22 protein-coding genes and 1 pseudogene are annotated in these 21,741 nt (G+C 61.5%); 10 read left to right on the top strand and 13 right to left on the bottom strand.

Annotated features, from left to right (window positions below):
- Positions 1-116: 116 nt before the first annotated feature.
- Positions 117-404, bottom strand: coding sequence for a hypothetical protein (locus V7066_RS26700; RefSeq protein WP_334185956.1), 288 nt, complete (start codon positions 402-404; stop codon positions 117-119).
- 706 nt (positions 405-1,110) lie between these two features.
- Here V7066_RS26700 and V7066_RS26695 point away from each other — a divergent pair.
- The 3 genes from V7066_RS26695 to V7066_RS26685 all read left to right on the top strand — a co-directional run bounded on the left by V7066_RS26695 (position 1,111) and on the right by V7066_RS26685 (position 5,207).
- Positions 1,111-1,719 (top strand): outer membrane protein, encoded by a 609-nt coding sequence (locus tag V7066_RS26695; protein ID WP_334185955.1) that lies wholly within the window; start codon positions 1,111-1,113, stop codon positions 1,717-1,719.
- 794 nt (positions 1,720-2,513) lie between these two features.
- A complete protein-coding gene (locus V7066_RS26690) occupies positions 2,514-2,942 on the top strand; it encodes a hypothetical protein (protein WP_334185954.1) in 429 nt (142 codons plus the stop codon).
- A 51-nt stretch (positions 2,943-2,993) separates the two neighbouring features.
- On the top strand, positions 2,994-5,207 hold the full coding sequence (locus V7066_RS26685) for a hypothetical protein (protein WP_334185953.1): 2,214 nt from the start codon (positions 2,994-2,996) through the stop codon (positions 5,205-5,207).
- Positions 5,208-5,344: 137 nt separating this feature from the next.
- Here V7066_RS26685 and V7066_RS26680 read toward each other — a convergent pair whose 3' ends face one another.
- From V7066_RS26680 to V7066_RS28855, 4 genes and pseudogenes are all read right to left on the bottom strand, one after another.
- Positions 5,345-5,497: an aquaporin gene (locus V7066_RS26680; protein WP_334185952.1), complete on the bottom strand. Its 153-nt coding sequence runs from the start codon at positions 5,495-5,497 to the stop codon at positions 5,345-5,347.
- Between the two features lie 79 nt (positions 5,498-5,576).
- Positions 5,577-5,834 (bottom strand): annotated as a pseudogene (locus tag V7066_RS26675) (aquaporin); the annotation flags it as partial.
- A gap of 129 nt (positions 5,835-5,963) precedes the next feature.
- On the bottom strand, positions 5,964-6,578 hold the full coding sequence (locus V7066_RS26670; RefSeq protein WP_334185951.1) for a DNA -binding domain-containing protein: 615 nt from the start codon (positions 6,576-6,578) through the stop codon (positions 5,964-5,966).
- Complete coding sequence (locus V7066_RS28855) at positions 6,469-6,774, bottom strand: transcriptional regulator domain-containing protein (RefSeq protein WP_442947384.1); 306 nt, start codon at positions 6,772-6,774, stop codon at positions 6,469-6,471. Before V7066_RS28855 ends, V7066_RS26670 begins: the two co-directional genes overlap by 110 nt.
- 242 nt (positions 6,775-7,016) lie before the next feature.
- Here V7066_RS28855 and V7066_RS26665 point away from each other — a divergent pair, with 242 nt between their 5' ends.
- From V7066_RS26665 to V7066_RS26635, 7 genes are all read left to right on the top strand, one after another.
- Positions 7,017-7,703 (top strand): LuxR family transcriptional regulator, encoded by a 687-nt coding sequence (locus tag V7066_RS26665; RefSeq protein WP_334185950.1) that lies wholly within the window; start codon positions 7,017-7,019, stop codon positions 7,701-7,703.
- A gap of 70 nt (positions 7,704-7,773) precedes the next feature.
- The gene (locus V7066_RS26660; protein ID WP_334185949.1) at positions 7,774-8,391 is read left to right on the top strand and encodes an acyl-homoserine-lactone synthase; all 618 of its coding nucleotides are present in this window, start codon (positions 7,774-7,776) and stop codon (positions 8,389-8,391) included.
- Complete coding sequence (locus V7066_RS26655; RefSeq protein WP_334185948.1) at positions 8,378-9,250, top strand: phytanoyl-CoA dioxygenase family protein; 873 nt, start codon at positions 8,378-8,380, stop codon at positions 9,248-9,250. The genes V7066_RS26660 and V7066_RS26655 overlap by 14 nt, the downstream gene beginning before the upstream one ends.
- Positions 9,247-9,846, top strand: coding sequence for a GntR family transcriptional regulator (locus V7066_RS26650; protein WP_334185947.1), 600 nt, complete (start codon positions 9,247-9,249; stop codon positions 9,844-9,846). Before V7066_RS26655 ends, V7066_RS26650 begins: the two co-directional genes overlap by 4 nt.
- A 113-nt stretch (positions 9,847-9,959) precedes the next feature.
- Complete coding sequence (locus V7066_RS26645) at positions 9,960-10,079, top strand: benenodin family lasso peptide (RefSeq protein ID WP_334185946.1); 120 nt, start codon at positions 9,960-9,962, stop codon at positions 10,077-10,079.
- A gap of 65 nt (positions 10,080-10,144) precedes the next feature.
- Entirely contained in the window at positions 10,145-10,813 is a 669-nt protein-coding gene (locus tag V7066_RS26640) for a lasso peptide biosynthesis B2 protein (RefSeq protein ID WP_334185945.1), read from the top strand.
- On the top strand, positions 10,813-12,549 hold the full coding sequence (locus tag V7066_RS26635; RefSeq protein WP_334185944.1) for an asparagine synthase C-terminal domain-containing protein: 1,737 nt from the start codon (positions 10,813-10,815) through the stop codon (positions 12,547-12,549). Before V7066_RS26640 ends, V7066_RS26635 begins: the two co-directional genes overlap by 1 nt.
- On the opposite strand, the gene V7066_RS26630 is transcribed toward V7066_RS26635, so the two are convergent.
- From V7066_RS26630 to V7066_RS26595, 8 genes are all read right to left on the bottom strand, one after another.
- Positions 12,539-14,536 carry an Atxe2 family lasso peptide isopeptidase gene (locus V7066_RS26630; protein WP_334185943.1) on the bottom strand — a complete coding sequence of 666 codons (1,998 nt, stop codon included), beginning with the start codon at positions 14,534-14,536 and terminating at the stop codon, positions 12,539-12,541. The genes V7066_RS26635 and V7066_RS26630 overlap by 11 nt on opposite strands.
- Before the next feature lie 209 nt (positions 14,537-14,745).
- The gene (locus V7066_RS26625) at positions 14,746-17,298 is read right to left on the bottom strand and encodes a TonB-dependent receptor (protein ID WP_334185942.1); all 2,553 of its coding nucleotides are present in this window, start codon (positions 17,296-17,298) and stop codon (positions 14,746-14,748) included.
- 120 nt (positions 17,299-17,418) lie between these two features.
- Complete coding sequence (locus V7066_RS26620; RefSeq protein WP_334185941.1) at positions 17,419-18,402, bottom strand: FecR family protein; 984 nt, start codon at positions 18,400-18,402, stop codon at positions 17,419-17,421.
- A gap of 31 nt (positions 18,403-18,433) precedes the next feature.
- Positions 18,434-19,384 carry an RNA polymerase sigma factor gene (locus V7066_RS26615; RefSeq protein ID WP_334185940.1) on the bottom strand — a complete coding sequence of 317 codons (951 nt, stop codon included), beginning with the start codon at positions 19,382-19,384 and terminating at the stop codon, positions 18,434-18,436.
- Positions 19,385-20,002: 618 nt separating this feature from the next.
- Positions 20,003-20,302, bottom strand: coding sequence for a type II toxin-antitoxin system RelE/ParE family toxin (locus V7066_RS26610; RefSeq protein WP_334185939.1), 300 nt, complete (start codon positions 20,300-20,302; stop codon positions 20,003-20,005).
- Positions 20,290-20,568: a CopG family ribbon-helix-helix protein gene (locus V7066_RS26605; protein ID WP_334185938.1), complete on the bottom strand. Its 279-nt coding sequence runs from the start codon at positions 20,566-20,568 to the stop codon at positions 20,290-20,292. The genes V7066_RS26610 and V7066_RS26605 overlap by 13 nt, the downstream gene beginning before the upstream one ends.
- A 40-nt stretch (positions 20,569-20,608) precedes the next feature.
- On the bottom strand, positions 20,609-20,983 hold the full coding sequence (locus V7066_RS26600; RefSeq protein WP_334185937.1) for a hypothetical protein: 375 nt from the start codon (positions 20,981-20,983) through the stop codon (positions 20,609-20,611).
- 109 nt (positions 20,984-21,092) lie between these two features.
- Positions 21,093-21,623 carry a hypothetical protein gene (locus V7066_RS26595; protein ID WP_334185936.1) on the bottom strand — a complete coding sequence of 177 codons (531 nt, stop codon included), beginning with the start codon at positions 21,621-21,623 and terminating at the stop codon, positions 21,093-21,095.
- Between the last annotated feature and the right edge of the window lie 118 nt (positions 21,624-21,741).

Below are 21,741 nucleotides of genomic sequence, written 5' to 3'. Positions count from 1 at the left end.
ACGATAAGCCCCCTGGCTTATCCAAGGAAACCGCCATTCAGCCGATGACTCCAGGACAGCGCTGCTGCCACCCTCCAATCAAAGGCTTATCCGAAGCCTGACGAGGCGAGCCGAGTTCAGGGCAAGTCGCTCCTGACGACGCGAATGCTGCCGGCATCCGGCGCACCGGACCCGGCAGGATCTCCCGCAGAACCGGCGGCCGAAGCTACAAGAGCGTCGTGCTCAGCAAAGACCCGCTCGATCTCCGCGCGCTTGTCGAAGATCATCCGCGCCACGCCGCTGGTCATGCCCCCTTCATCGCCGACCCGGCCCAGGACCGCAGCCAGGTCTTCCAGCGTCGCCTTCTCGAGGCTGCTGTGAAGTCCGCCCTTGGCATCGCGATAGGCCACACATTCGATCGCCATGATTTTCCCTTCGCATTAGGCTCGCCGCAATAACCTCTGAAGGGACAGCGGCGTTCCGCAAGAATCGCGAGGGCGCCTCCAGAAAAGCTCGGCAATAGCGGTGCCGGCATCTATCAGGCGCTGCTTCCCGGTAGCCCGGGCCGAGCCGATGCAGGGTAACACTCCCTGCAACCTGAAGTTCTTTCTCCTATGAAATGAACATGGCCGCCCTTCGCAGGAAGGGCGGCCTCGATATCGGCATGGCCGGGGGAGGGGCCGCGGCCGAGCTTGCGATGATCAACCACTCGCGAGGCGGATAGCTCCCGCCTTTTCAAGACAACCCGATAAGCGCCTGCGGCAAGCACCAACGGCCGCGTCAGCCGCCCTTTGGCATTGCATGGCGGCGAGGCCTGGAAAAACCGGTCGATCGGCAGGAAAGGCCCAAGGAAGGTCTTGCAAGGTTCCGACCTGCAAGAGAGGGCCCGAACAAAGGCCACGAGCACCTCGACCGTATATCAATTGCCATGAAGTCATTAAATTTTTGAAAGGCTCTGGCGTTATTCAAAACGATAAAATCAAACACAGCGAAGACCATCGTTCATTATGTCAATAACAAGGGTAACAGGGATTTTAATAAATACTGAAAACCATCACGCTTGTACGAAAATCAGACATCGATAAGGGATCACCTCTTAACCGTCTGTGATTGACCTATCGAGGACTGACATTGAAAAAGCATATTGCAGCAGCTGCTCTCGCCCTGATCGCCTCCCCCGCCCTGGCGCAGGAAGCGACCACCGCAACCGGTATCAAGGCCGGTGTGGTCGTGGGCTACGACAGCACCAACCTGAGCTACTATGATCTGGACGAGAGCAAGGGCGGCTTTCTCTATGGTGCGACCCTGGGCTACGACTATGACGCCGGTCCTGTGGTGGTAGGCGTCGAAGCCGAAATCACCGGTGCGACCACCAAGCAGAGCTATGACAATCTGCTACTCGCCGGCGACCGGTGGAAACTGTCTGCTGGCCGGGACCTCTACGTCGGTGCCCGCCTCGGGGTGCACGTTGCTCCCAGCGTTCTGCTTTATGCCAAGGGCGGCTACACCAATGCTCGCGCTGACCTTAGCATCCATTACGACGGCGAGAAATACGGCGAGCACGACAATCTCGACGGGTTCCGCATCGGCGCCGGCGCGGAAGTCGCAGTGACGCAGTCAACTTTCGCCCGTATCGAATACCGCTACAGCGACTACGGCAACTACCGCTACGATGAGGTCGAAAGCAGAATCGGCTTGTCGCGCCACCAGGTAGCCCTGACCAGCGGCTTCCGCTTCTAAGCACGGGTGAATTGACGTTTCCCAGCTGGACGAACGGAAGGATAAATCCGAACCGCTCGTCCAGCCTTGGCAACCGACTCTCGAAGCTCTTTCCATACCTGCCGGTTTGCACCGGAACATACGATCCTCGGCGATAGCTCAGATTTGCCATCTTAATCACACTACGAATTACGGACCCCTGAAAAAAATCTCCGTACTGCGACCGTTCCGTCATCGCCCTCCTAATATGCAAGTATCGCTGAAAGATTTTGACGCTGCGCGCGACAGGATCTTCCGTCATCTCGCCCTAGAAGAGGCTTGCTCTTAAGAAGGAAAAAGACATGGCAGTTTCGGTAAAACCGAGTCATTAGCCAGGGCATCGCAAGCATTGTTGCTGTCATTCGAAAACACTGCCAGATGTCTTCATGCAGCGGTTCGACGCGATTTCGGATCCGTGCCCGGCAGCCGGCTTGACTGCTGTCGAATGCTGATCTTCCAGGCGCCGTCAAACATAGCGTATACAAGCTGCCAGAGCGGTTCGGCACCCGGATTTCCCCGCGCACAAATAAGCGCTGGGAAATCCAATTTGCCAAGCCCGGAAGATCAGCTTGGATTGCAGGTCTGGCAGGTTTTTCCATTTCATCCGAACCGGCGACCAGCCCGCTTTTTAAGGAATTCTGTCGGAGTTTCACGCATCGCTTCAATCAAGCGAAGCATGAAGCAAACGGTTACAACGTCCCGCGCATAGCGCGAAAATGATGGGGCGTGTTTGGACATGCACGCTCTTCGTACAGTGCTCAAAAAGTGAGAGTATAATGAACCCGATGTTTTCGAAGAGTCTTGCCATTGTTTCCGCAACGCTTGCGCTGGCAGTCGCTTCGCCCGCGATGGCCGCAGGCGATTACTTCTATCCTTCGGTGAAAAACAATGATCCGACAGCAACGCTGACGATCACGAACCTGACTTGGCATGGATCGTACAATCCGCAGCTTCCTAAGTCTATCTTGCCCGCCCAGCAGGCTAACGCCGCCTTGAAGACTGTGCTTACCTACGGCTACAGCGATTTGGAATTCGACGCGAACATGGTCAATGATGACGGTTCCACCGTCACCTGCCACATGTGGCTAAGCATCAAAAATGCTGACGGTACTCTTGGCGGTACAACGGCGACCCGTAAGGTTGGCAATCCCACTTGTAGCTTCGAAGCCATCGGAAGCAAAATCTTGTTCTCGATGAGCCGCTAACTCAACAAAAAAGAATGAGGGCTGTGTCGGCGAGTTCTGTGCAGCCCTCATTTGTTGAGCCTGAGGAACGACCGAATTCTATCTCGAGACAACCCCGATTATTTTCTTGGTTCATTTGCAGTGACATTACATGTAGAGCTTACACACGCTATTTCGTTGCTATCTGCCGCCAGCGCCGCGGAAGATTTCGGACGCGGCTCGTCCGATCCAGAAATAGTAGTAGAAGGTAAACGGGTCACTGCTGATGAGGCGCCAATGCGCGTGGTGCATAGTAGCGAACTAAACGCTACGGTAGCTGATACAATAGGGGAGGTAATTGGCAGCGTCCAGCGTACAATTCCCGGGCAAAATGCGGCAATAATTGTCAATGGTCAGCGACTAGGAAGTCTAGCGGACGTTAATTCCCTCCCGGTTGAAGCAATCGAGCGAATTGAAATATTGCCATCCTCCGCCGGTGTTCGTCGTGGGATGGGCGGAAGCGCACCGATAGTGAATGTCGTCCTGAAAGGCCATTTTCGATCGCTCACTGCGACGGCGGAAGCAAGAAATCCGACCGATGGCGGCGCGGACAGGCAGCAGGTGCAACTTAACGCCGTTTCAATCCGCGGTGATGGCCGGGTTAACCTCACAGTATCAGGAAGAAGTCAGAGCGATTTGAGTTACTATGAGCGGTTTGCGCCTGCTGTCCTTGAAGCAATGCCAGATGCTCCTAATCCCAATGCTAGCCTAATGCCCGGCAGCACGACACTTTCACTGCTCGCTGGAAAGGCCATTAAACTTGGCCGATCCCAGGCTGTATTTTCTATCAGCGGCACGCTAGCAAAAGATGCGCGAAAGCTAGCAACTCGAGCAGACAATCAATCCAGCGATACGCTTAACGCAGACGGATCCGCCACGTTTTCAGGTTCGCTTGGAACACATTTCTGGACTGTTATTGGGAAAGCCAGCTTTACGCGCACATTATACGACGCAAATAAAACCCGTCTAAATCTGGAACAGTCTCGTTCAAAAACTGGAAGTCTCGCCGTAAATTTTGCGGGACCCGTTTTGCAGGTTCCCGGCGGGACTCTAACTTATTACGCAAACGCTGAATTTGGGCTTTTCTCGCTCTCTGAATCGCAGAACGATAAAATTCATTCCAGCAGTTCACGCCAACTAGCTAGCGGCCAGTTCGGCTTGGAGATTCCACTACTTCAACGCGGAAGTACGAGGTTAAGCGTTGGGGACTTCGCGATGCGGCTACAAGGCCAAGTCAACCGCTCATCTGGCAGCGAAACGGTAGCCGGTTATGAGACTGCAATAAAGTGGTCGCCCATTTCAGGTATCAGCTTTGAATTGATCAGTGCCCACCAAGCGCTCGCGTTGTTTGGAGATTTCACCTCGGCGATTGTGTTCCCTGACACACTTCTGTTTGATCCGGTACGTGAAAGAAATGTACGCGTCAGACAAGTTACTGGCTCGAACCCAAATCTCGACGCACCAAATCAGAATCAGACATCTCTGAGAGTGAGCTTCGGCAAGACCAATTCCGCTGGATCCTATGGTATATCGGCCTACTATACCATCGAAAAGACAAATAACCCCATCTTTACCCCTTCCCCGAGCCTACCTATCGAGCAGGCGTTTCCTCAGAGGTTTATCCGTGACTCCAGCGGTAACCTGATCGAAATTGATACTCGGCAAATCAATGCCTTTCGTCAGCAACGACGTAGCTTGAATATTTCACTAAATGCTTCAGGGTCTTTTGCCCAATGGCCAAACCGCAAATCTCCGCCTCAGCGCGCTGGGGATCCTACAACATGGACAGTTAACATCAATTTCTCGTCGCCGCTGAGTGAGTACCTGCAACTCACTGAAAACAGTTCACCCATAAACGTTCTCGATGCGCAAATCGGCACCTCAGGCGGTTCTGGATCTCGTTTTCAAGTGGGATCACAGGCGGGGCTTGGGAATTCATTATTTGGTGCCCAGTGGAGTTTGGATTGGTCTAGCGGAACGAAAATTACGGGGCAGGGTATTGGCTCGATCGGATCGTACCGACCGCCCGTTCGGATTGGCCTCGACTTACAGTTACGATTGGCGGGACTTTTTCGTCAATCTGAAAAGGTTGGGAGGTCAAAACTGGCGCTTTCGGTTGATAATTTCTTAAACTCCCGACCTCAAGTGCGCTTTCCCGATCGCCAGACGCCACTCAGCTTAAATCCAAAAAACCTTGACCCGATTGGACGGACAATAAAGCTATCTTTTCGCACAATATTACATTGATCGATCGGAAAATTTCTGCACACATATGCTTTGGTATTTTTTATTAAGATTCGGGTTCCCCCGATAATCTCCGATCTTCCAGAATGGTCCAACTGGCGGCCGCTTTTCAAGATTGTGAATGCCCGCAAACCGTCCAGCTAGAATCGCTCGTCAGATGGCGCCAGAAGCGCGCGCCAGATCAACGCGCCAATCACGGCGCCCACAAGCGGGGCAACCCAGAAAGCCCAGAGCTGCCCAAGCGCCGCCGTTTCGGCGAAAAGTGCAACACCGGTTGAACGGGCGGGGTTCACCGAAGTGTTTGTCACGGGTCGAGATCAGGTGGATCAATGTCAGGCAGAGCCCAATCGCCAAAGGACCGAAGCCTGAAGGGGCAATTTTGGAGGTGGAGCCGAGAATAACGACGATGAAGCCCGCCGTCAGGACGATCTCAATCAGGAGAGCAGAGGACAAGGCATAACCGCTGGGCGACAGCGTGCCGTAGCCGTCGGTCGCGAAGCCGCCGGGCACCCACCCCGCCTTGCCGGAAGCGATAGCGTAGAGTGTCGCCGAGGCGGCGATAGCGCCGAGAACTTGCACGAACCAGTAAGGAAGCAGATCTCTCCAGCTCAGCCGTCCGCCGACTACCATGCCCAAGGAATCAGCCGGATTGAAGTTACCACCGGAGATGCTGCCCACCGCATAAGGATACGAGGCTTAAAAGCATACATCTTCCTGCGGCACATGGGTCAGCCATACTGCATAAAACCGGCCCTCGCATTAGCTGCGCATCAGCTGGCGGTATCCGCCTGCCGCCAAAGCACGCGCCTCGCGCACTAGCCGCCTCGCGCGGGAGCGCATGGAATCGTAACCGCGCGCATCGGAAACGTCACTTTTCCTGCCGTATAGTGTCGAGACTAAATCGCTAAGACTTGCACCGCAAACAATCCCATCGTGCACTCTCAGCATGTCGACGAGACGCCCCATTTTCGGGTCTTCGGGAAAGAGGGAGACCACAAATCGGCGGTGTTTGCATAGCGCCAGGAGCCGGCGGAGAGGCAGCACACGGGAACGCAGCGAGCCGATGCCCCCGAGCCTGTATCGCGGATACACCGGTCCTTTGGCCAGCGAACCAGCAATGACATCGAGCCTGATCCGTCGGAACCCGTCGCCGATTACGATATGCTCCCGGCCGTCCTGCGCAGCGACGATTGACAGCCAGGAAGCGAACGCCGCCGGATCAATGGCGTCACGGTCACCTGCAGCAGCAGGAAGAGCTTCGAGTTCAATAGTACCCGGATCCACATCGACCGACCAGATAATCCTTGCTTTGTGAGCAGTGATATTCGGATCCTCCGCGAAAGTGGAGCCCCCATGCCCGAGCAGCACCCCCATCCCATCCCGAGCGGGTAAGCTCGCTCGCGGACGCATACCACTCGACGTAGGCGGGATCGCGGCGCAGCCATTCCCATGCAAGCCCAGCCCGGTCCATACCGGCAAGTGCCCGGTAGCGCTCGGGATCGCGCCAGTCGCCTGCATCACGATTGCCGCTACCAATGCCTGACGAACCGCACGCCGCAGACCTGGTCATGACACTTTCATTACAGAATGTAGCTTGTCCTCAGGGCCACAACTTATAGGATAGGCATCATCTGCAATCGCGCTTCGTTTCCGGAATGAAGGCCGGAGCCGAATGCGCCTGAACGTGCAAGGGACGGTTCGGCGCAAAGAGGCGGCTTGAGACGCTGCGGCGAACCGAGACGAAGCATGGGCTTCATGAGAACATACAGGAGTTTCCGGACGAGGATCGAGAACGCGGGAAGCCTCGACGACTTGGATATTGCCCTCGCCGAGATCACGAGGTCGATAGGCTGCGATTACTACGCGCTCGGCCATCACGTTGACCAGGGCGAAGCCAAGCTGGCGGTGCGATTGTGCAATTATCCGCCAAGCTGGGTGCAATTCTACGACGAGAACCATCTCAGCGGCCGCGACCCCGTCCACCGGGCGGTGGGGCAAACCCACGAGGCATTCCTGTGGAGCGATGCCGGTCAGTACATCGATCTCAGCCGCACCGACCGGCGGCACATGGAACTGGCGCAGCGGCACGGCCTTGGAGAAGGCTTCACGGTGCCAGCGCACATGCCCGGCGATATCCAGGCATCGTGCTCGTTCGCCGCAGTGCCGGGCCGCAAGCTCAACGAGGACGGGCTTGTCCTGGCGCGGCTCATTGCGGACGATGCCTTCAAGGCCGCCCGCAGGCTGATCGGCTACAGGGAATTCATGGAACAGATGCGCCGCGCCCCGCTCACCAGGCGGCAGCGCGAGTGCCTCGCCTGGGTCGCTGCCGGCAAGACCGATTGGGAAATCGGGCAGATCATCGGGATCCGGGAGGGCAGCGTCCGGCGCCATATCAGCGGCGCCTGTGCCCGGCTTGGTGCGGTGAAAAGGCCACAGGCAGTGTTCCTCGCATGTCGCGGCGGAGCGATCAGCTATCATGAGGTCCGCTGCCCCCGATAGGGACGGAACCGTCCCTATCGCGAGGCGCCGGACGGCAGGCAGGATTGCGAACTCTTTTTGGAGGTTCGCGATGATCCACTTCCTGCCCAATGCCCCCGGCGCCGCCGAATTGAAGATCCTGCGCAGCATGTTCGAGGCGCGCAAACGCGTCTTCATCGATCTGCTGCACTGGGACCTGCCGGTGATCGCCGGCCGTTTCGAGCTCGACGAGTTCGACATGGGGCCTGCCATTTATGTCGTGCTCAGCGGCGAGGACGGCGTGCATCGCGCCTCGGCGCGGCTGTTGCCGACCACGGGGCCGCATATCCTCGCGGGCCTGTTTGCCGGGCTGTGCGATGAGGAAATCCCGCGTGGCCCCACAACCCTGGAGATCACCCGCTTCTGCCTGGAGCGTGGGTCATCGGCGGCGCGGCGCCGGCGTGACCGCGACGAACTGATCCACGCGCTCGTGACATTCGCGCTGCGCGCCGGCATCGAGCGTTTCACCGGCGTCGCCGAAGCTGCGTGGGTGCGCCAGGTGCTGTCGTTCGGCTGGCGGTGCCGCCCGCTCGGGGCGCCGAGAGAGATAGGCAGGCGGATGCTATCGGCGGTATCCATCGAGATCGACGAGGACACGCCGGCCCTGCTGGAGCGCTGCGGTCTCCTTGTACCGTCCTCCGGCCGGGAGACATACGATGTCTTCCGCTGAACAGCGGGCCACCGCGATCGCGGAGGCTCTGCTCGCCAATGGTTTCTGCCTGGTGACCGGCGCGATGCCGCCAGGGGAAATCGAGGCTATCGACCGCGATCTCGCGCCTTCATTCGAGAACACGCCGTTCTGTGCCGGCCATTTCTATGGCAACCGCACCAGGCGGTTCGGGCGATTGCTGCTGCGTTCGGAGCATGCCGAGGCGTTCGTGCGGCACGAGGCGATCCTGCAAGCGGCGGAGCAAGTCCTTGCTCCCGCCTGCGACACGGTCCAGCTCAACCTGACGCAAGGGATAGCGATCCACCCTGGTGAAGTGGCGCAAATGCCGCACCGCGATCAGGACATGTGGCGGCTCGGCCCGGGCGCCGCCGAATGCCTGGTCAACGTGATTTGGCCGTTCACACCCTTTACCCGGCAAAACGGCGCAACCCGGATCTGGCCGCGCAGCCACGGCCTGGCCGCACGCGAGGATCCGCCGGACGGTGAAGGGCTGCCAATCGAGATGGAGCCCGGCGATGCGCTGGTGTTCCTGGGCTCGGCGCTCCACGGCGCAGGCGCCAACACCAGCAGCGATGTCCGGCGGGGAATGATCGCGGGGTACTGTCTCGGCTGGCTCAAACCCTACGAGAACCAGTGGCTTGCCTATCCGCCCGCAATCGCCCGTCGCTTTTCGCCCGAGCTCGCGGCACTGGTGGGCTACCGGCAGCACCGGCCGAACCTCGGCAACCACGAGGGGCTGTGTCCTTCCGTTCTACTGGGCAAGGGCCCTTCCAGAAACTGCGGCGCAAGCGATGCGCTGCTGCCTGCACAGGCCGCAGCCGTAGCCGAACATGCCGCCTGTCAAAGGCGCGGCGGATGAATGCCGGCCCGCGATCCTCCCAGGCTTACGATGACCTCAAACGCCTGCTGCTGTCGGGTACGATTGCCCCCGGCGAACGGCTCGATCCCGCCAGGCTGGCCGGCGATATCGTTTCGGGGGTGACGCCGGTGCGCGAAGCGCTGCTCAGGCTGGCAGGCGAGCGGCTGGTCGAGATCCGGCCCAATACCGGCTTTCACCTGCCGGTGATGACGGAGACGATCTTAATCGACCTCTACCGCCTGAACTTCGAACTGCTGCGCCTGGGCTATGCCATGCCGGGAAGCACGGACGCGGCTCTGCCGATCCACTGGCCCGGTGCCTCCTATGCCGACAGCGCCGCCGGTCTGTTTCTCGCTATCGCCGACTCGTCGCAGCGGCCGGAACTTTTTGCCCATCTCGTCATGATCAATCACCGGCTCGCAAGCGCCCGCGCAGCGGAAAGCCTGCTGTTCGATGACGCCATGCAGGAACTCAAGTCAATTAACGACACGAAACATGAAAGCAAAAACGCATTCACCCGCGCCATCAGAGCCTATCACCGCAAGAGAATAGCGAATGCACGGCCGTTAGTTTCGACAATTTACAATACAGACTAAGTTACACAAAAAATATATTTCAAATATAGGGAAATTATAAATTTTTTATAATCTGCAATCCGGGTCATCTTGTTCGAGCCGCAATATCGCGGCGCTTGAAGAAGGAGACTGACATGGAACGCGAAGACACCGTCATCGACCTGGGCTCCGCCACCGCGGAAACCAGGGGTCCGATCGGCCAGGGCAACGATCTCGTGCTGGCTCTCGAGCAGCCGGGTCTCACGGACGACTGACCCACGAGGATGCGCGGCTGCGGCCGCGCATCCTTCTGTCCAGAACATGCTCGGGGAAACGCACCATGCCGACATCGCTGCGCGGAGGCCTATCGTTCTGTACCCTTGGTGACCGCATCGTCTTCCTCGACCTGCCCGCCGACCGCTATTTTGGCCTATCGCACGAAGCGGAGGATATTTTCAGGCGTGCTTTGGCCGGTCATCCGATTTCGCGGACCGAGCGGGACATCCTGGTAAAGGCCCGGATCATCGTCCCGGGCGATGCGCCGCTGAGCCTCGCACCCTGCACCGCAGAAACTCCGCATCACAGCGTTTTCGACCAGACGCCCTGCCCCTCGCGCCGACGTGACGCCGCCGTCCTCGCCTGGCACTTGCTCCGTGCGCGTGCGAGCCTGCGCCTGAGGGGCCTACCGGCAACAGCAGCGACTCTCGTGCGGCGCAAGACTGCAGCGACACGGGATGGAGATGCTGGCTCAGAAGCCACACGGCGCGCACTTGCTGCAGTCGCCCGCGCGCAGGAGACCTGCGCCCGCATGTTCGGTTCCCATGAACTTTGCCTGCCTTATGCGATCGCAGCGGCGCACAGTCTCCATGCAGCCGGCATCCCCGCCGATGTCGTGATCGCCGTCGGCATGCCGCCGTTCCGGGCCCATGCCTGGGTTCAGTGGCGGGATGTTCTGGTCAACGAGCGACTGGAGATCGCCGCCCACTACACGCCGATCGCGGTGCTGTAATGCAGAAGTATCTCATCGCTGTCGGGCTGGCTGAAGACCGGCAACACCGCCTGCAGGAGCAAGCCCGCCGTGCCGGCCTTGCCATCTTCCTGGATCGCCCCGGACTGCTCGCTGCAGGCAATGCGCTGTCCAAGGCAATCCCGATCGGACAATCGGGCTATATTTTCGGGTCGCTGTTTGCGCAGGGTAGCGCGAAGCGGGTGCTGTCCCTGCCCGGATCCGAGGCGACACAGATTCTGGGGAGCGGCGGCAGACACCTGATCGGCAAATACTGGGGCGACTACGTCGCGCTGATACCGCTTGCCGAGGGCACGGCGGTGCTGCGCAGTCCGTTCGGCACGCTGCCCTGTCTTTATCGCGCCGCCGACCGGCATGCGCATCTGGCCTCCGATATCGACACCTTGCAGCTCGGTACGAAGCAGTCGTGGTCCATCGACTACGAGGCCGTTGCCCGGCAGCTTGTGTTTGCCGATATGCGGCTGCGGGAAACCTGCCTTGAGGACGTCTGCGAAGTGCGAGGCGGCGAACGGGTCCGTTTCCTCGGCGGCAGGGCCGAGCATCGTATTCTCTGGTCGCCATGGGATTTCGTGCTTGCGGGCAGAGACCTGCCCGAGCCGGAGGAAGCCGCAGCAAGGCTTCGCAAGGAAGCGATCCGCTGCACCCAGGCGAAAACCCAAGACGCCGATCGATGCCTGGTCATGCTCTCGGGCGGGCTCGATTCGTCGATTGTCGCTGCTGCGCTGGCCGCGAGGGACCGGGAGGTCGCTTGCCTCAACCTCGTTGCCCCGGCATCGGCCGGTGACGAACGCGTCTATGCCCGGGCCGCCTGCGAGCACCTCGAGCTCCTCCTTGCCGAAAGGAGAATGAATGAAGGCTCACTGCTGCTGGACCTGCCAGCTTCACCAAGTCTGCCGCGTCCGGTGGCCCGCAGCTTCGAACAGATGCTCTACCGGACGGCAGGAGATATCGCAGAGGAGCTCGGTTGCGACACGATCGTCGACGGCGGCGGCGGCGACAATGTGTTCTGCTCGTTGCAATCGGCTTCGCCCGCCGCAGATTGCCTGCTCGATCGCCAGGGTCCACGCGCGTTCTGGCACACTTGCAACGAGATAGCGGCGCTAACCCATGCCTCGGCATGGCGGGTAGCGCGAAAAGCCGTCCGGCGCGCGTGGGAACGTTCGCGTCCCTACCGCTGGCCTGCCGCCACGCAGATGCTTTCCCCCGACGCGGTCGCAGTTGCCCACCGGAAGGATCTACACCCCTGGCTGTCGGCCGGCATTCCGCCGCGACCGGCCCGGTCCGCTCAGATCGCACAGCTCATCGGCGCCCAGAGCTTCATGGAAGACGGCCCCCACGGCACGAAATCGAATGTCGTGTCTCCGCTCGTGAGCCAGCCGCTCATCGAACACTGCCTGTCGCTCGCGCCATGGCAATGGATCGAGCGCGGATGCAACCGGGCCATCGCCCGCCGCGCTTTCTCGAAAATGCTGCCGCCCGAAGTGATCTGGCGGCACAGCAAGGGCATCCCGGACAGCTATATCGTGCAGCTTTACGAGGCCAATCGCGAGATGATCCGCGATCGGTTGATCGGCGGGCTGTTGGCCGCGGCAGGCGTAATCGATATCGCTGCCGTCGAAGCAGCGCTGGACGATCCGACTCCCTTCAGGGGACGGGAATGCAGCCGGATCGTCAGGCTGATGGATGCCGAAATCTGGGCCCGCGGGATCAGGGGCTGATCGGACTGCCTCCCTTCGATGCCTTGCGCGCAAGTTCCTGCCAGCGCGCGTACTGTTCCCGTTTCCCGGGCTCCGGATCCTCATGATCCCGCAACCAGAAGTTGAACCAGTCGATGGCGCGATCGTAAACCGCAAGCCGGTGCGCCGGCTGCCACTTGTTGTGATACTCGTCCGGGAACACATAGACCTCGAGCGGTTTGCCCGCCTCGGTCAGCGCGCCGATGGCCGGTAATCCAAGCGACGCCTCCCGGTCCGCCACCTGCATGAGTATCGGGGTATCGATCTTGCGTGCGTTGACCGAAAGCGAAATCGGCTTCCAGTACTCCCGGTCATTATCGACCGAAGGCGGTACGCCCCGCCGCAGGATTTCCGCGCCCCATGCGAAGCCTCCGAGCACGGTCTGGGTCAGCAGGTCATCGCAGCAGGTACTCATGGCCGCCGCCTTGAACCGGCGGGAATTGATCAGCGCGAACTCGATGGTGGAGGCACCGTCGCTGAGGCCGCTGATGCCGATGCGTCCGGGGTCGATCGTCCCGGTGGCCACGGCGGCATCGATGCCTGCCTCGATCGCAGAAAGCGTGTTCCTGCGATCGGCCCAGCCGTTCCAGTCGGCAGCGCGGCCCTGCTCGAATGTCCTTACGGAAGGGTCCTGGCTACCTGCGGACGGCGGGCGATCGAAGCTCAGCACGGCGAGGCCCTTCGCGGCCATGGGATAAATCGGATAGTCATCGCCGATCCCGCCCCGCAGGAAGCCGGTGCTGCGATACTGGACGACGACGAGAGGCAGCTTGCTCTTGCCGTCGTAATCCGGCGGCAGCACGAGGTCGGCCCAGGCGGGATAGCCGCGATCGCTGGTGACCTTGAGGCGCGTGACCTTCCCGAGGTTCAGGTCCGCAAACTCAGGGTTCGGGTCGAAAACGAGACGGCTGCGCCCCGACGCAAGGTCGACCCCCATGATGCGTCGGGGCGTGGCGGCGTTCTCGCGGCCGCATAGGAGTTCGTCACCTGCAAAGATGCAGCCGGTCAGGGCATCGTTCGTGCGCAGGATGGTGGTGAGGCGATTGCTGGACGGCACCCAGCGGTAGAGGACGAATTCCTCGCTGTTCCATCCTTCGCGGGCGAGGAAGACGACGGATTTTCCGTCCTGCTGCCAGAACAGGCGGCCGATCTTGCCGGCGCAGCCCTCGGCCTTGCAGGCGATATCCCTGCCGCCGGGCAGTCGCGCCCAGACCCGGCGCTTCGCATAGGGAAGGTCATTGACCGGCGCTGTCCATGCCGATGCGCCGTTCGTCGCCCGAACGGCAAGCTCGTAGGGGGATCCCGCCGCCGGCGGCGGATTTATGACCCGCTCTTCCTCCGGCGTCGCCGGACGAACCTTGGGCCCCGTAAGCTCCACCACGAAGGCTGCCCTCGCCAGATCCTTTGCCCACGGCTGCGGCTCCCAGGATTGCATGGGCAGGATACTCTTGTCGTAAAGCCAGCCGGTTCGGGCTTCGCGGGCGATCCGTTGTTTCGCTGCGTCCCGGCCCGGCCTGGTGAAGTAGGCAAGCGCCCCGGAATCCGGGAGCCAGGTGAAATTCTCGACATTGCTGCCTTCATGGGTGAGCACGCGGCTGCCGCTCCCGTCGGCCTTTGCGGAGACGAGCTGGACGATGCCGTCGACCTCCTTGCGGTAGGCGATCGACGTTCCGTCCGGCGACCAGGCGGGAACGATCGTGTCAGGGAAACCGGTGACGATGTAGAGATCGCGGAACACGGCGGCGAGGCGCGGGATCGCTCCCCCGCGGTCGATGATCCGCGGCGCGCCGCCGCCCCTACGCGGCATGACGACCAGCGCCGAGCAGTAGGCATTCGTCCTGGGATCGCCCCGGGCGATGACGAAGGCGATGCTGCGCCCGTCGGGCGACAGCGCATAGGGGCTCTGGGGATTCGAAATCACCTCGGTGTCGCCGACATCGCGGATCCGGGCGAGATCCATCGTGGTCATGGTCCGGCGTGATGCCCCTGACGACGGCCCTGATGCTGGCGCTGTCGCCGCCCCCGCCCCCGCCCCCGCTGACAACTCCTGCGACAACTCCGACGCCGACTCCGGCGACCGCAGTGCCTGAGCCGAAGGCAGGAGGTCGTCGCAGGCGGCATGCGCCTGGCTCGCACCGCAAAGAGCGCCCGCCAGTGCGAGGAGGCTGGAAGAGTACTTTACCATTTCTTGGACACCGTGAGACTGAGGACGCGGCCGAAGGGCGAGTAGTTGGTGCTGTCGTAGGGCGTATCGGTATAGGCCCGGACCGCGATGGGGCTGGGCTTGTCGTTGAAGGCGTTCTGGATCGAGGCGATCACCTCGATCCCGGCGAGCAGGTTGCGTCCCCGTTTCAGACCCGCGCCGTTCCGCTCCAGGTGGTAACGCAAGGTCAGATCGACCGGCGCCATCGCGCCGATCCTGGGCGAGGAAGCCGAGCGGACGTCGCGGACCGGCCCGATGTAGTTCACCGCGGCGAGCAGGGAAAACCGCGCGTCGCTCCATCCGACCTCGCCGCGCGCCCGGTAATGCGGCGGGTTGAAGATCGTGCCGGCCATCTGCGTGACCGCCTGTCCCGCCGCGATCTGCTGCCTGCTCTCGATGTAGCTGCCGTTGAAGGCGGCGCGCAATACGCCTCCGCCCAGATCGAACCGGTAGCCGGCCAGCACATCGATCCCGCGCACCGTCTGGCGTCCGGCATTGATGTTGGAATTGTCGACAATGGCGATCACCGTGGCCGGATCGTAGGCGGCCCCGGAATAGTTGGTGAAGGTGGCCCCTCGAGCGAGCGCGTATGCCTGTTCGTCAGAGTCCGGATCACCCGTGACGTAAGGCGCATAGACCGCGTTCGACAGCGACTGCGCGGTATAAGGGATCGGCGTGACGATCCGGTCGCGATAGCGGATGTCGAAATAGCTGATTTCAAGTTTGAACCCTTCGAGGGCCCGGGGATGAAGATCGAGCGTGGCCGACCAGTTGGTCGAGCGCTCGGGCCGCAAATCCGGATTGCCGCCGGAGACCAGTAGGGCTGTTCCGCCGCCACTTCCGCCCAGCACCGGGGCGGCGTAAAGCGAGACTGTCGCCGGTCGGAATTGCTCGTAGAGCGTCGGCGTGCGGTAGGAACGCCCCCAGCTTCCCTTGACCGAAAGATCCCCGGTCGGCGCGTAGATCACCCCGAACTTGGGCGTGACGACGGAGCCGACGCCGGGATAACGCTCGTAGCGCGCGGCAAGGCTGACATCGAGCCGCTCGCCGAGCGCGGGAAGCTGACCCTCGCCAAACACGGGAATGGCAAGCTCACCGAAGGCATAGTAGCTGTCTTGCGAAGCCTCGATCGAGGCGCCGGGCGTCGAGCCCTTTCGCCGGAAGTCATTCCGACGATATCCTCCCCCAAGCGCAGCCTTCACGCTGCCGCCGGGAAGTTCGACAAGCCTGCCGGTGCCGGAAAGCTCAATATTCCGGGTCGTGTTGCGATAGACACCGGAGCTGGCTTCGGTCCGAGCTCCGCGGATCGTGTTCACACCGCCGAACGCGGAGCGATTCCAGCCGTAACTGCCCCCCAGCGTCACCAGCCAGTCGGAAGGCAGCGCAAGGGTCAGTGACGGCGCCGCGCCCCAGGCCTGCGACCCTCGCGCGAAATCGACACGGCTGATCGCAAGGTCACCGGACGCATTGAGCGGCAGCGTCTGTTTCCACCAGCGTTTGTTGTAGAGAAGGTCGAGATCGAACGTGAGATTGGCGGCGAGATCCTGCCGCACGACGAGCGCGGCATTGTGGTGGCGCAGATAGGGCGTCAGCGTGACTCCGGGGGTGCGCGTCTCGGCATAGGAACGCTGGCCCGCCTCGATTCCCGTGGTGCGTGCGAACTCGTAGGCGGCAAGCACGCTTCCCGACTCCCAGGTCCGGCCTGCCGTGGCGCCGTACTGCTGCTGGAAGTTGCCGCCATCCGTCGAACCGGCAAGCCGTGCACTCGTTTCGAGACCGTCGAACCGGCGGCGCAGGACGATGTTGGCAACGCCTGCCACCGCATCCGAACCGAACAGCGCCGAGGCCCCGTCCGGAACCACGTCGATGCGCTCGATCGCACCGAAGGGAATGGCGGAGACGTCGACCCCCTGGGTAACACCCGCATAGCTCATCCGCCGGCCGTCGAGCAGCGTCAGCGTGGCATCGCTGCCAAGCCCCCTGAGGTTGATCGAAGTCCCGCCGTCGAGGTCGACGCCCCGCCCGCCCGGAACGTTGTAGCCCACGCCCGCATTCTGCCCGCCGCCGAAGTTCTGCGGGATCGCGCGCAGGACATCGGCAACGGACGATTGCCCCGCATCGCGCATCGCATCGCGTTCGTACGTGAGGGTGGTCGAGGCAATGGCCGCGCCGCGAATGCGGGTCCCCGTGACGACGATCCCGTCGCCGAGCTCCCCGTCGCGTTCGCGCCGGCCGATCACGAAGCCGGATCCGCTCGCCTTCGCCTTCAGTCCGGTCCCGACCAGAAGCACCCGAAGCGCTTCTTCCAGGCTATAATCGCCGTCGAGACTTCGCGCACTGCGACCGGCGATGTCAGCGTCGTCGGCGCTGATGTTGGCAGCGAACATCTGCCCGAGTTCGCGAAGCGCGGCAGGCAGCGGCTGCGCCGAGATGTGAACCGATTGTCGCTCGGGTGCCCCGGCACTTGCCTGAACCTCAGCCTCAGCCTCAGCCTGAGCCTGCACTGTAATCGGGGCGCAGCATGCCATTGCGGCTGCAGTCAGGCTGCAGCACGCCAGAAAACGGTAACGCACTTGGTGACCTCCATCCCGAAGAACCGCTGTTCGCTGGATCCTTCATGACGGGAACGGCCCCCTGCCGGATTTACCCTACCGCCTTTTTTGATTTTTTTCCGGGGTCGGGAGAACCAGCGCCAGAGTGCCGTCATCCCGCGCCTGCGCCACCAGGCCGAACGTCTGCGCGGCCTGCCGGGCAAAGGCCTCCGGATCGGAGCGCCGGAAGGAACCGGTTATCTTCATCCCGGGCGGAACGGCGCCGTCGATGACGACAGGGGTGGGACTGGTGCGGTTGAAGGCGGCCACGGCATCGACAAGATCCAGGCCTTCAAATTCGATCATGTCGCGCGGCCACTGCAGGGCCGCGGGGATGATGGCACGAGGACTGCCGAGCGTACCGCCGGCGATAGAGATGCGTTCCCCCGCCTTGAGATCGACCCCGTGTCGTCCTGCATGGAGGCTGCGAACCTCGACCGCGCCTTCGAGAAGCGAGACATCGGCGGCGGCGCCCGGCAGGAGCGCGACGTCGAAGAGGGTTCCATGCGCCACGACGCTGCCTCCACCCGCCTCGACGAGGAACGGCCTTCTCTTTTCATGGGCAACCGCAAAGCGTGCCCGACCCGCAAGCAATCGAAGCCGCCGCTCCCCTTCGTCAAACGCCACCTGCAGGCGCGCGCCGCGATCGAGAGTAACATTCGAACCGTCGGGAAGCGTGACAGTTCGCGGCGCCTCATCCATCGCCGCCGACTCAAGCCGATGGGAACCGGACTGTGCATCGAACCCGCCCGCGCCCTTGAATGCCAGCATGGCGCCGACGCCGACCGCGAGGAATGCCGCTGCAGCCCATGTCCAGCCCGGCGGGATGATTTTCCGGCGCCCCAAACCTTCGAGGCTGCGGCGCTTACCCGTTACGGTATTGGCCAGAAACATGGTCGTGTCCCAAGCGCGCTGCTTGTCTTCGTAGGCCTGCGCGCACGCCGGATCCCTACGCCAGGCCTCGAAGTCGGCGCGCGACGAATCCGCATCGGGCCCGCGCATGCGCGCGAACCAGTCAGCCGCTTCCTGCTCTATGCTCATCGCGGCACCGGCCCTGCTCCCGCTGCGATCCTCACGGCTTCAGGTGCCGGGACACATGGGCGATCGCCTTGCTCATATGCTTTTCGATCGCCTTCACACTCAGCCCGGTCCTTGCCGCTATTTCGCCATAACTATAGCCGTCGAGCCGGTGCGCGAGAAATATCTCGCGGGTCCTGGGTTTGAGACGGGCCACGATCGCTTCGAGGCGGACGAGGGTATCTCTCGCTTCCAGGGCAGCCACCGTATCGAAGCCCTCGAGTTCATCGACCGCATCATTATGGAATTCGGCGCAGCGCCGGACGGCCTGGCGCGCCTCGTCCCTGATGAGGTTGAGCGCCGCCTGCCGCAAGTATGCAGCCGGAGCGATGACTTCGAGCGGATCGTCCCTTCCCCGTCCGGCAAGCCGCATGAAAAGCTGCTGGACGATATCGGCGGCGCGGTCCGCCGAAATATGCCGAGCGGCATAATGCATGAGCCGGTCGCGATGCGCATGGTAGAGCCGCTCGAGCCAGTCGGGATCGCGTCGGACAAGCCGGTCCTCCGGCGGCAGGGGCTCGCCCTCGCTGATCACGTGCGATTCCGGCCAATCGTCCGATGCCTTCCTCAGCCGCATGACGATGCGCTTTCGGCAACAACCGCAGCCGATCCATCCCGCAAGGTGCGGAAGCTCTGGTTGCCCATCTTCATGGGCTTTCTCCATACGGAGTTCGCCCGGCCTGAACCGAACGAAACCAACACTTCGAAATCGAGTACCGGCGCCTTTAGCCATGACGGCCTGGACATTCGCGCCAGCGGCCCGGATGCTTTCGCGCCGAGCGATTGTTCCAGAAGGGGGTTGGCTCACCTCCACGCTGACAGGCAGCGCGATCACCAGCTTACGCACAGATTGCCGCATTGCAAGCTGAGCGAATGCGGGACCCGGACATGAAGGTTCGATGCTTGAGCAAAGGCCGGGATCTTTAGCCGCGAGCGGCCTGGACATGCATCCCGGCATCCCGAAGATTCCAGCAGGCCGCGATACAAGCAGCTTCATGGAATATTGATCGCCGCGAAGGCAAACTATCATTTCAAGCCGGACGCCCCGGTTAAAAGATTGAAAGCCTCCCCACCGCCGGAGTCGTTCTGCCCCTGGGTAGCCTGGCCAGCGTCATTACGGCACTGCGAACAGCCTGTCGCATGACGAAGAATAGCGGCTGGGCGCGATAGCCCCGCCCAAAGTGGTTGATGCGTCCGCCCCACTTTTTCCGATACCGGGCTATAAGTGACCGGATTGATCGCCGTGCACCGGTCGGGCGTAGATGTCGGTTGCCTGCCGTGCTACCCGCGGATCGGCATGCTGCCGAAGTCGGCGCCATCGTAAATGATGGCATGATTTTGAGCGCGCTTCACGTTGGCATGCAACCGGAATAGCTTCAGCTTACTGCTTGCGCCCAAACAGCAGTAAGCAGGAAGAGGCGATTGCGCGCTTGTTCGTCGAAAGGGTTTCTGAACGGCGACAACGCACTGGGTGCGTATGGCCCTCGGCGTCGTGTAGCCATCAATCTGCGCTCTCGGATGCGGGTGATCACCTATGGCTCGAAATTGACCATTAACCGCCATGTCAGCGGCTATGATAGCCCGCTTCCTTTTGGTGGCGGACTGCCAAAATCACCACCGTCTCGCCATTGAGACGGTAAAGAGCGACATAGCCGCTGTTGCCAAAATCAATCAGCTTTTCCCGATAGTCGGGGTCCATATCTTCTACCGGACGACCGATACGCGGTGATGCTGCCAGGATCTTCACACCTGCCCGGATGGTCGCCGCCGCACGGGTCGCGGCGTCGGCATCCTTGAGCAAAAGCCAACGATAGAGCCGCTGAACATCGGCCAACGCATTCGGCGTCCAGATCAGAGGTGACACTTAGGCGGCTCCACATCCTCGCCCAATTCAAGCTTCGCCAACCACGCGTCCGCTTCCTCGAGCGTCAGATGCAAGCCCTTCTGCTGATACTCATCCCATGCTCGTATGGCATCCTGCCGAAACGCCTCACGCTTTTCCTCGCGTTCGACATACTGCGCGATGGCTTCGCGCATGATCCAGTGCGAACTACGCCGACGCACTTCGGCCAAGTGCTGAACGCGCCCCTTGAGGGTCTCATCGAGCTTGATTGATGTTGCCGCAGCCACAGCGCGACCTCCGCATTGCAAGGTATTACCTTGCGCTAATCTAAACTGTCCGAGCTGCTCCGTCCACCCCTAGCGCCAGCGGAGATACGCCATGTTCTCCGACGAGAGGCGGAGCCATCTGCTCACGCATCTCCGCCGTGATCGCGCTGATATGCTCGCTGCGCAGCCGACAGGCTTCCAGGATCCGCTGCCTGAGCGAAGAGACACCGGCCCGCGTTTCGGCCAAGTCATCGCCGATCACCGCCGCAACAGGAGACGACAGCGCCGCGTTCGGGACCATCTCCAAGCCACGCAGCCGGGTCCACCGGTTGCGACAGCCACTGATAAACACCCGCGCATCGGGTGTCGTCGCCAGCAAGGCCGCACTCGCTGACGAGAAATAAAGATCGGGAGAAATTACCGGATCGCGAAGCATAGCTGCCGAGATAGCTGGCGACCTGGACACATATTTCGGCGACCGGCGCACCGAGTTCGGCTCCGCATGAGCCAATTGCCATTCGACCGCACGGGGCAAGACGATCGCGTCAGCGTATCGTGCGCGGGCTGGCAAGGATTCCTTGCGCCGAATATTGCCGCTTGCCGGTCCAGGTCATGATTTTGGTGAGCGGGCCGCCCGGTCGTCCGAAATGCCGACATGCCTCTTCGTTGAGTTCCCCAGTCAACTCGGCAGAGCGGAACGCCCCCGCCCGGACTCCATCCAAATAGTCTTCCGCCGTGGCCTTGTCTTCATCGGCCAGGAGTGAGGCGTTGTATTCCAGTTCCTCGTGAGCGGCGGCAACGATCGTCTTCGCGTCATCATCCGCTAGAAGGCGGCACATGATGCCCGTCCGGACAAGCCATTCCAGACGTATGGTCGTGGCCGCCTGCCCCTTGTAACCGGCCAATATCTGCTCGCGCATACCAGGCTGGGCAAGCAGGACTTTCCTCAGTTCCGCAATCTGTTCGGCAGTCTGCTCGGCAGAGGCGGCATCAGCGCGCGCGGGCGGTGCGGCGACACCGACAACGACCGGGACAAGGAACGCGGCGAGAAGCGTTCGGTGCAAGTTGCGATGCATGAAACCGTCTCCTTCGGTCACCTTCATCAGTTCGATGCACTGCTCGGCCGGATTCAGCTCTCACCCGCTGCGGCACGACACCTCGACCAACGACGAGCGGATATCGCAAGGATGTGGG

This window comes from Novosphingobium sp. (genome assembly GCF_036820275.1).
Lineage (GTDB): Bacteria > Pseudomonadota > Alphaproteobacteria > Sphingomonadales > Sphingomonadaceae > Novosphingobium.
This window is presented reverse-complemented; position numbering and strand designations above follow the sequence as displayed.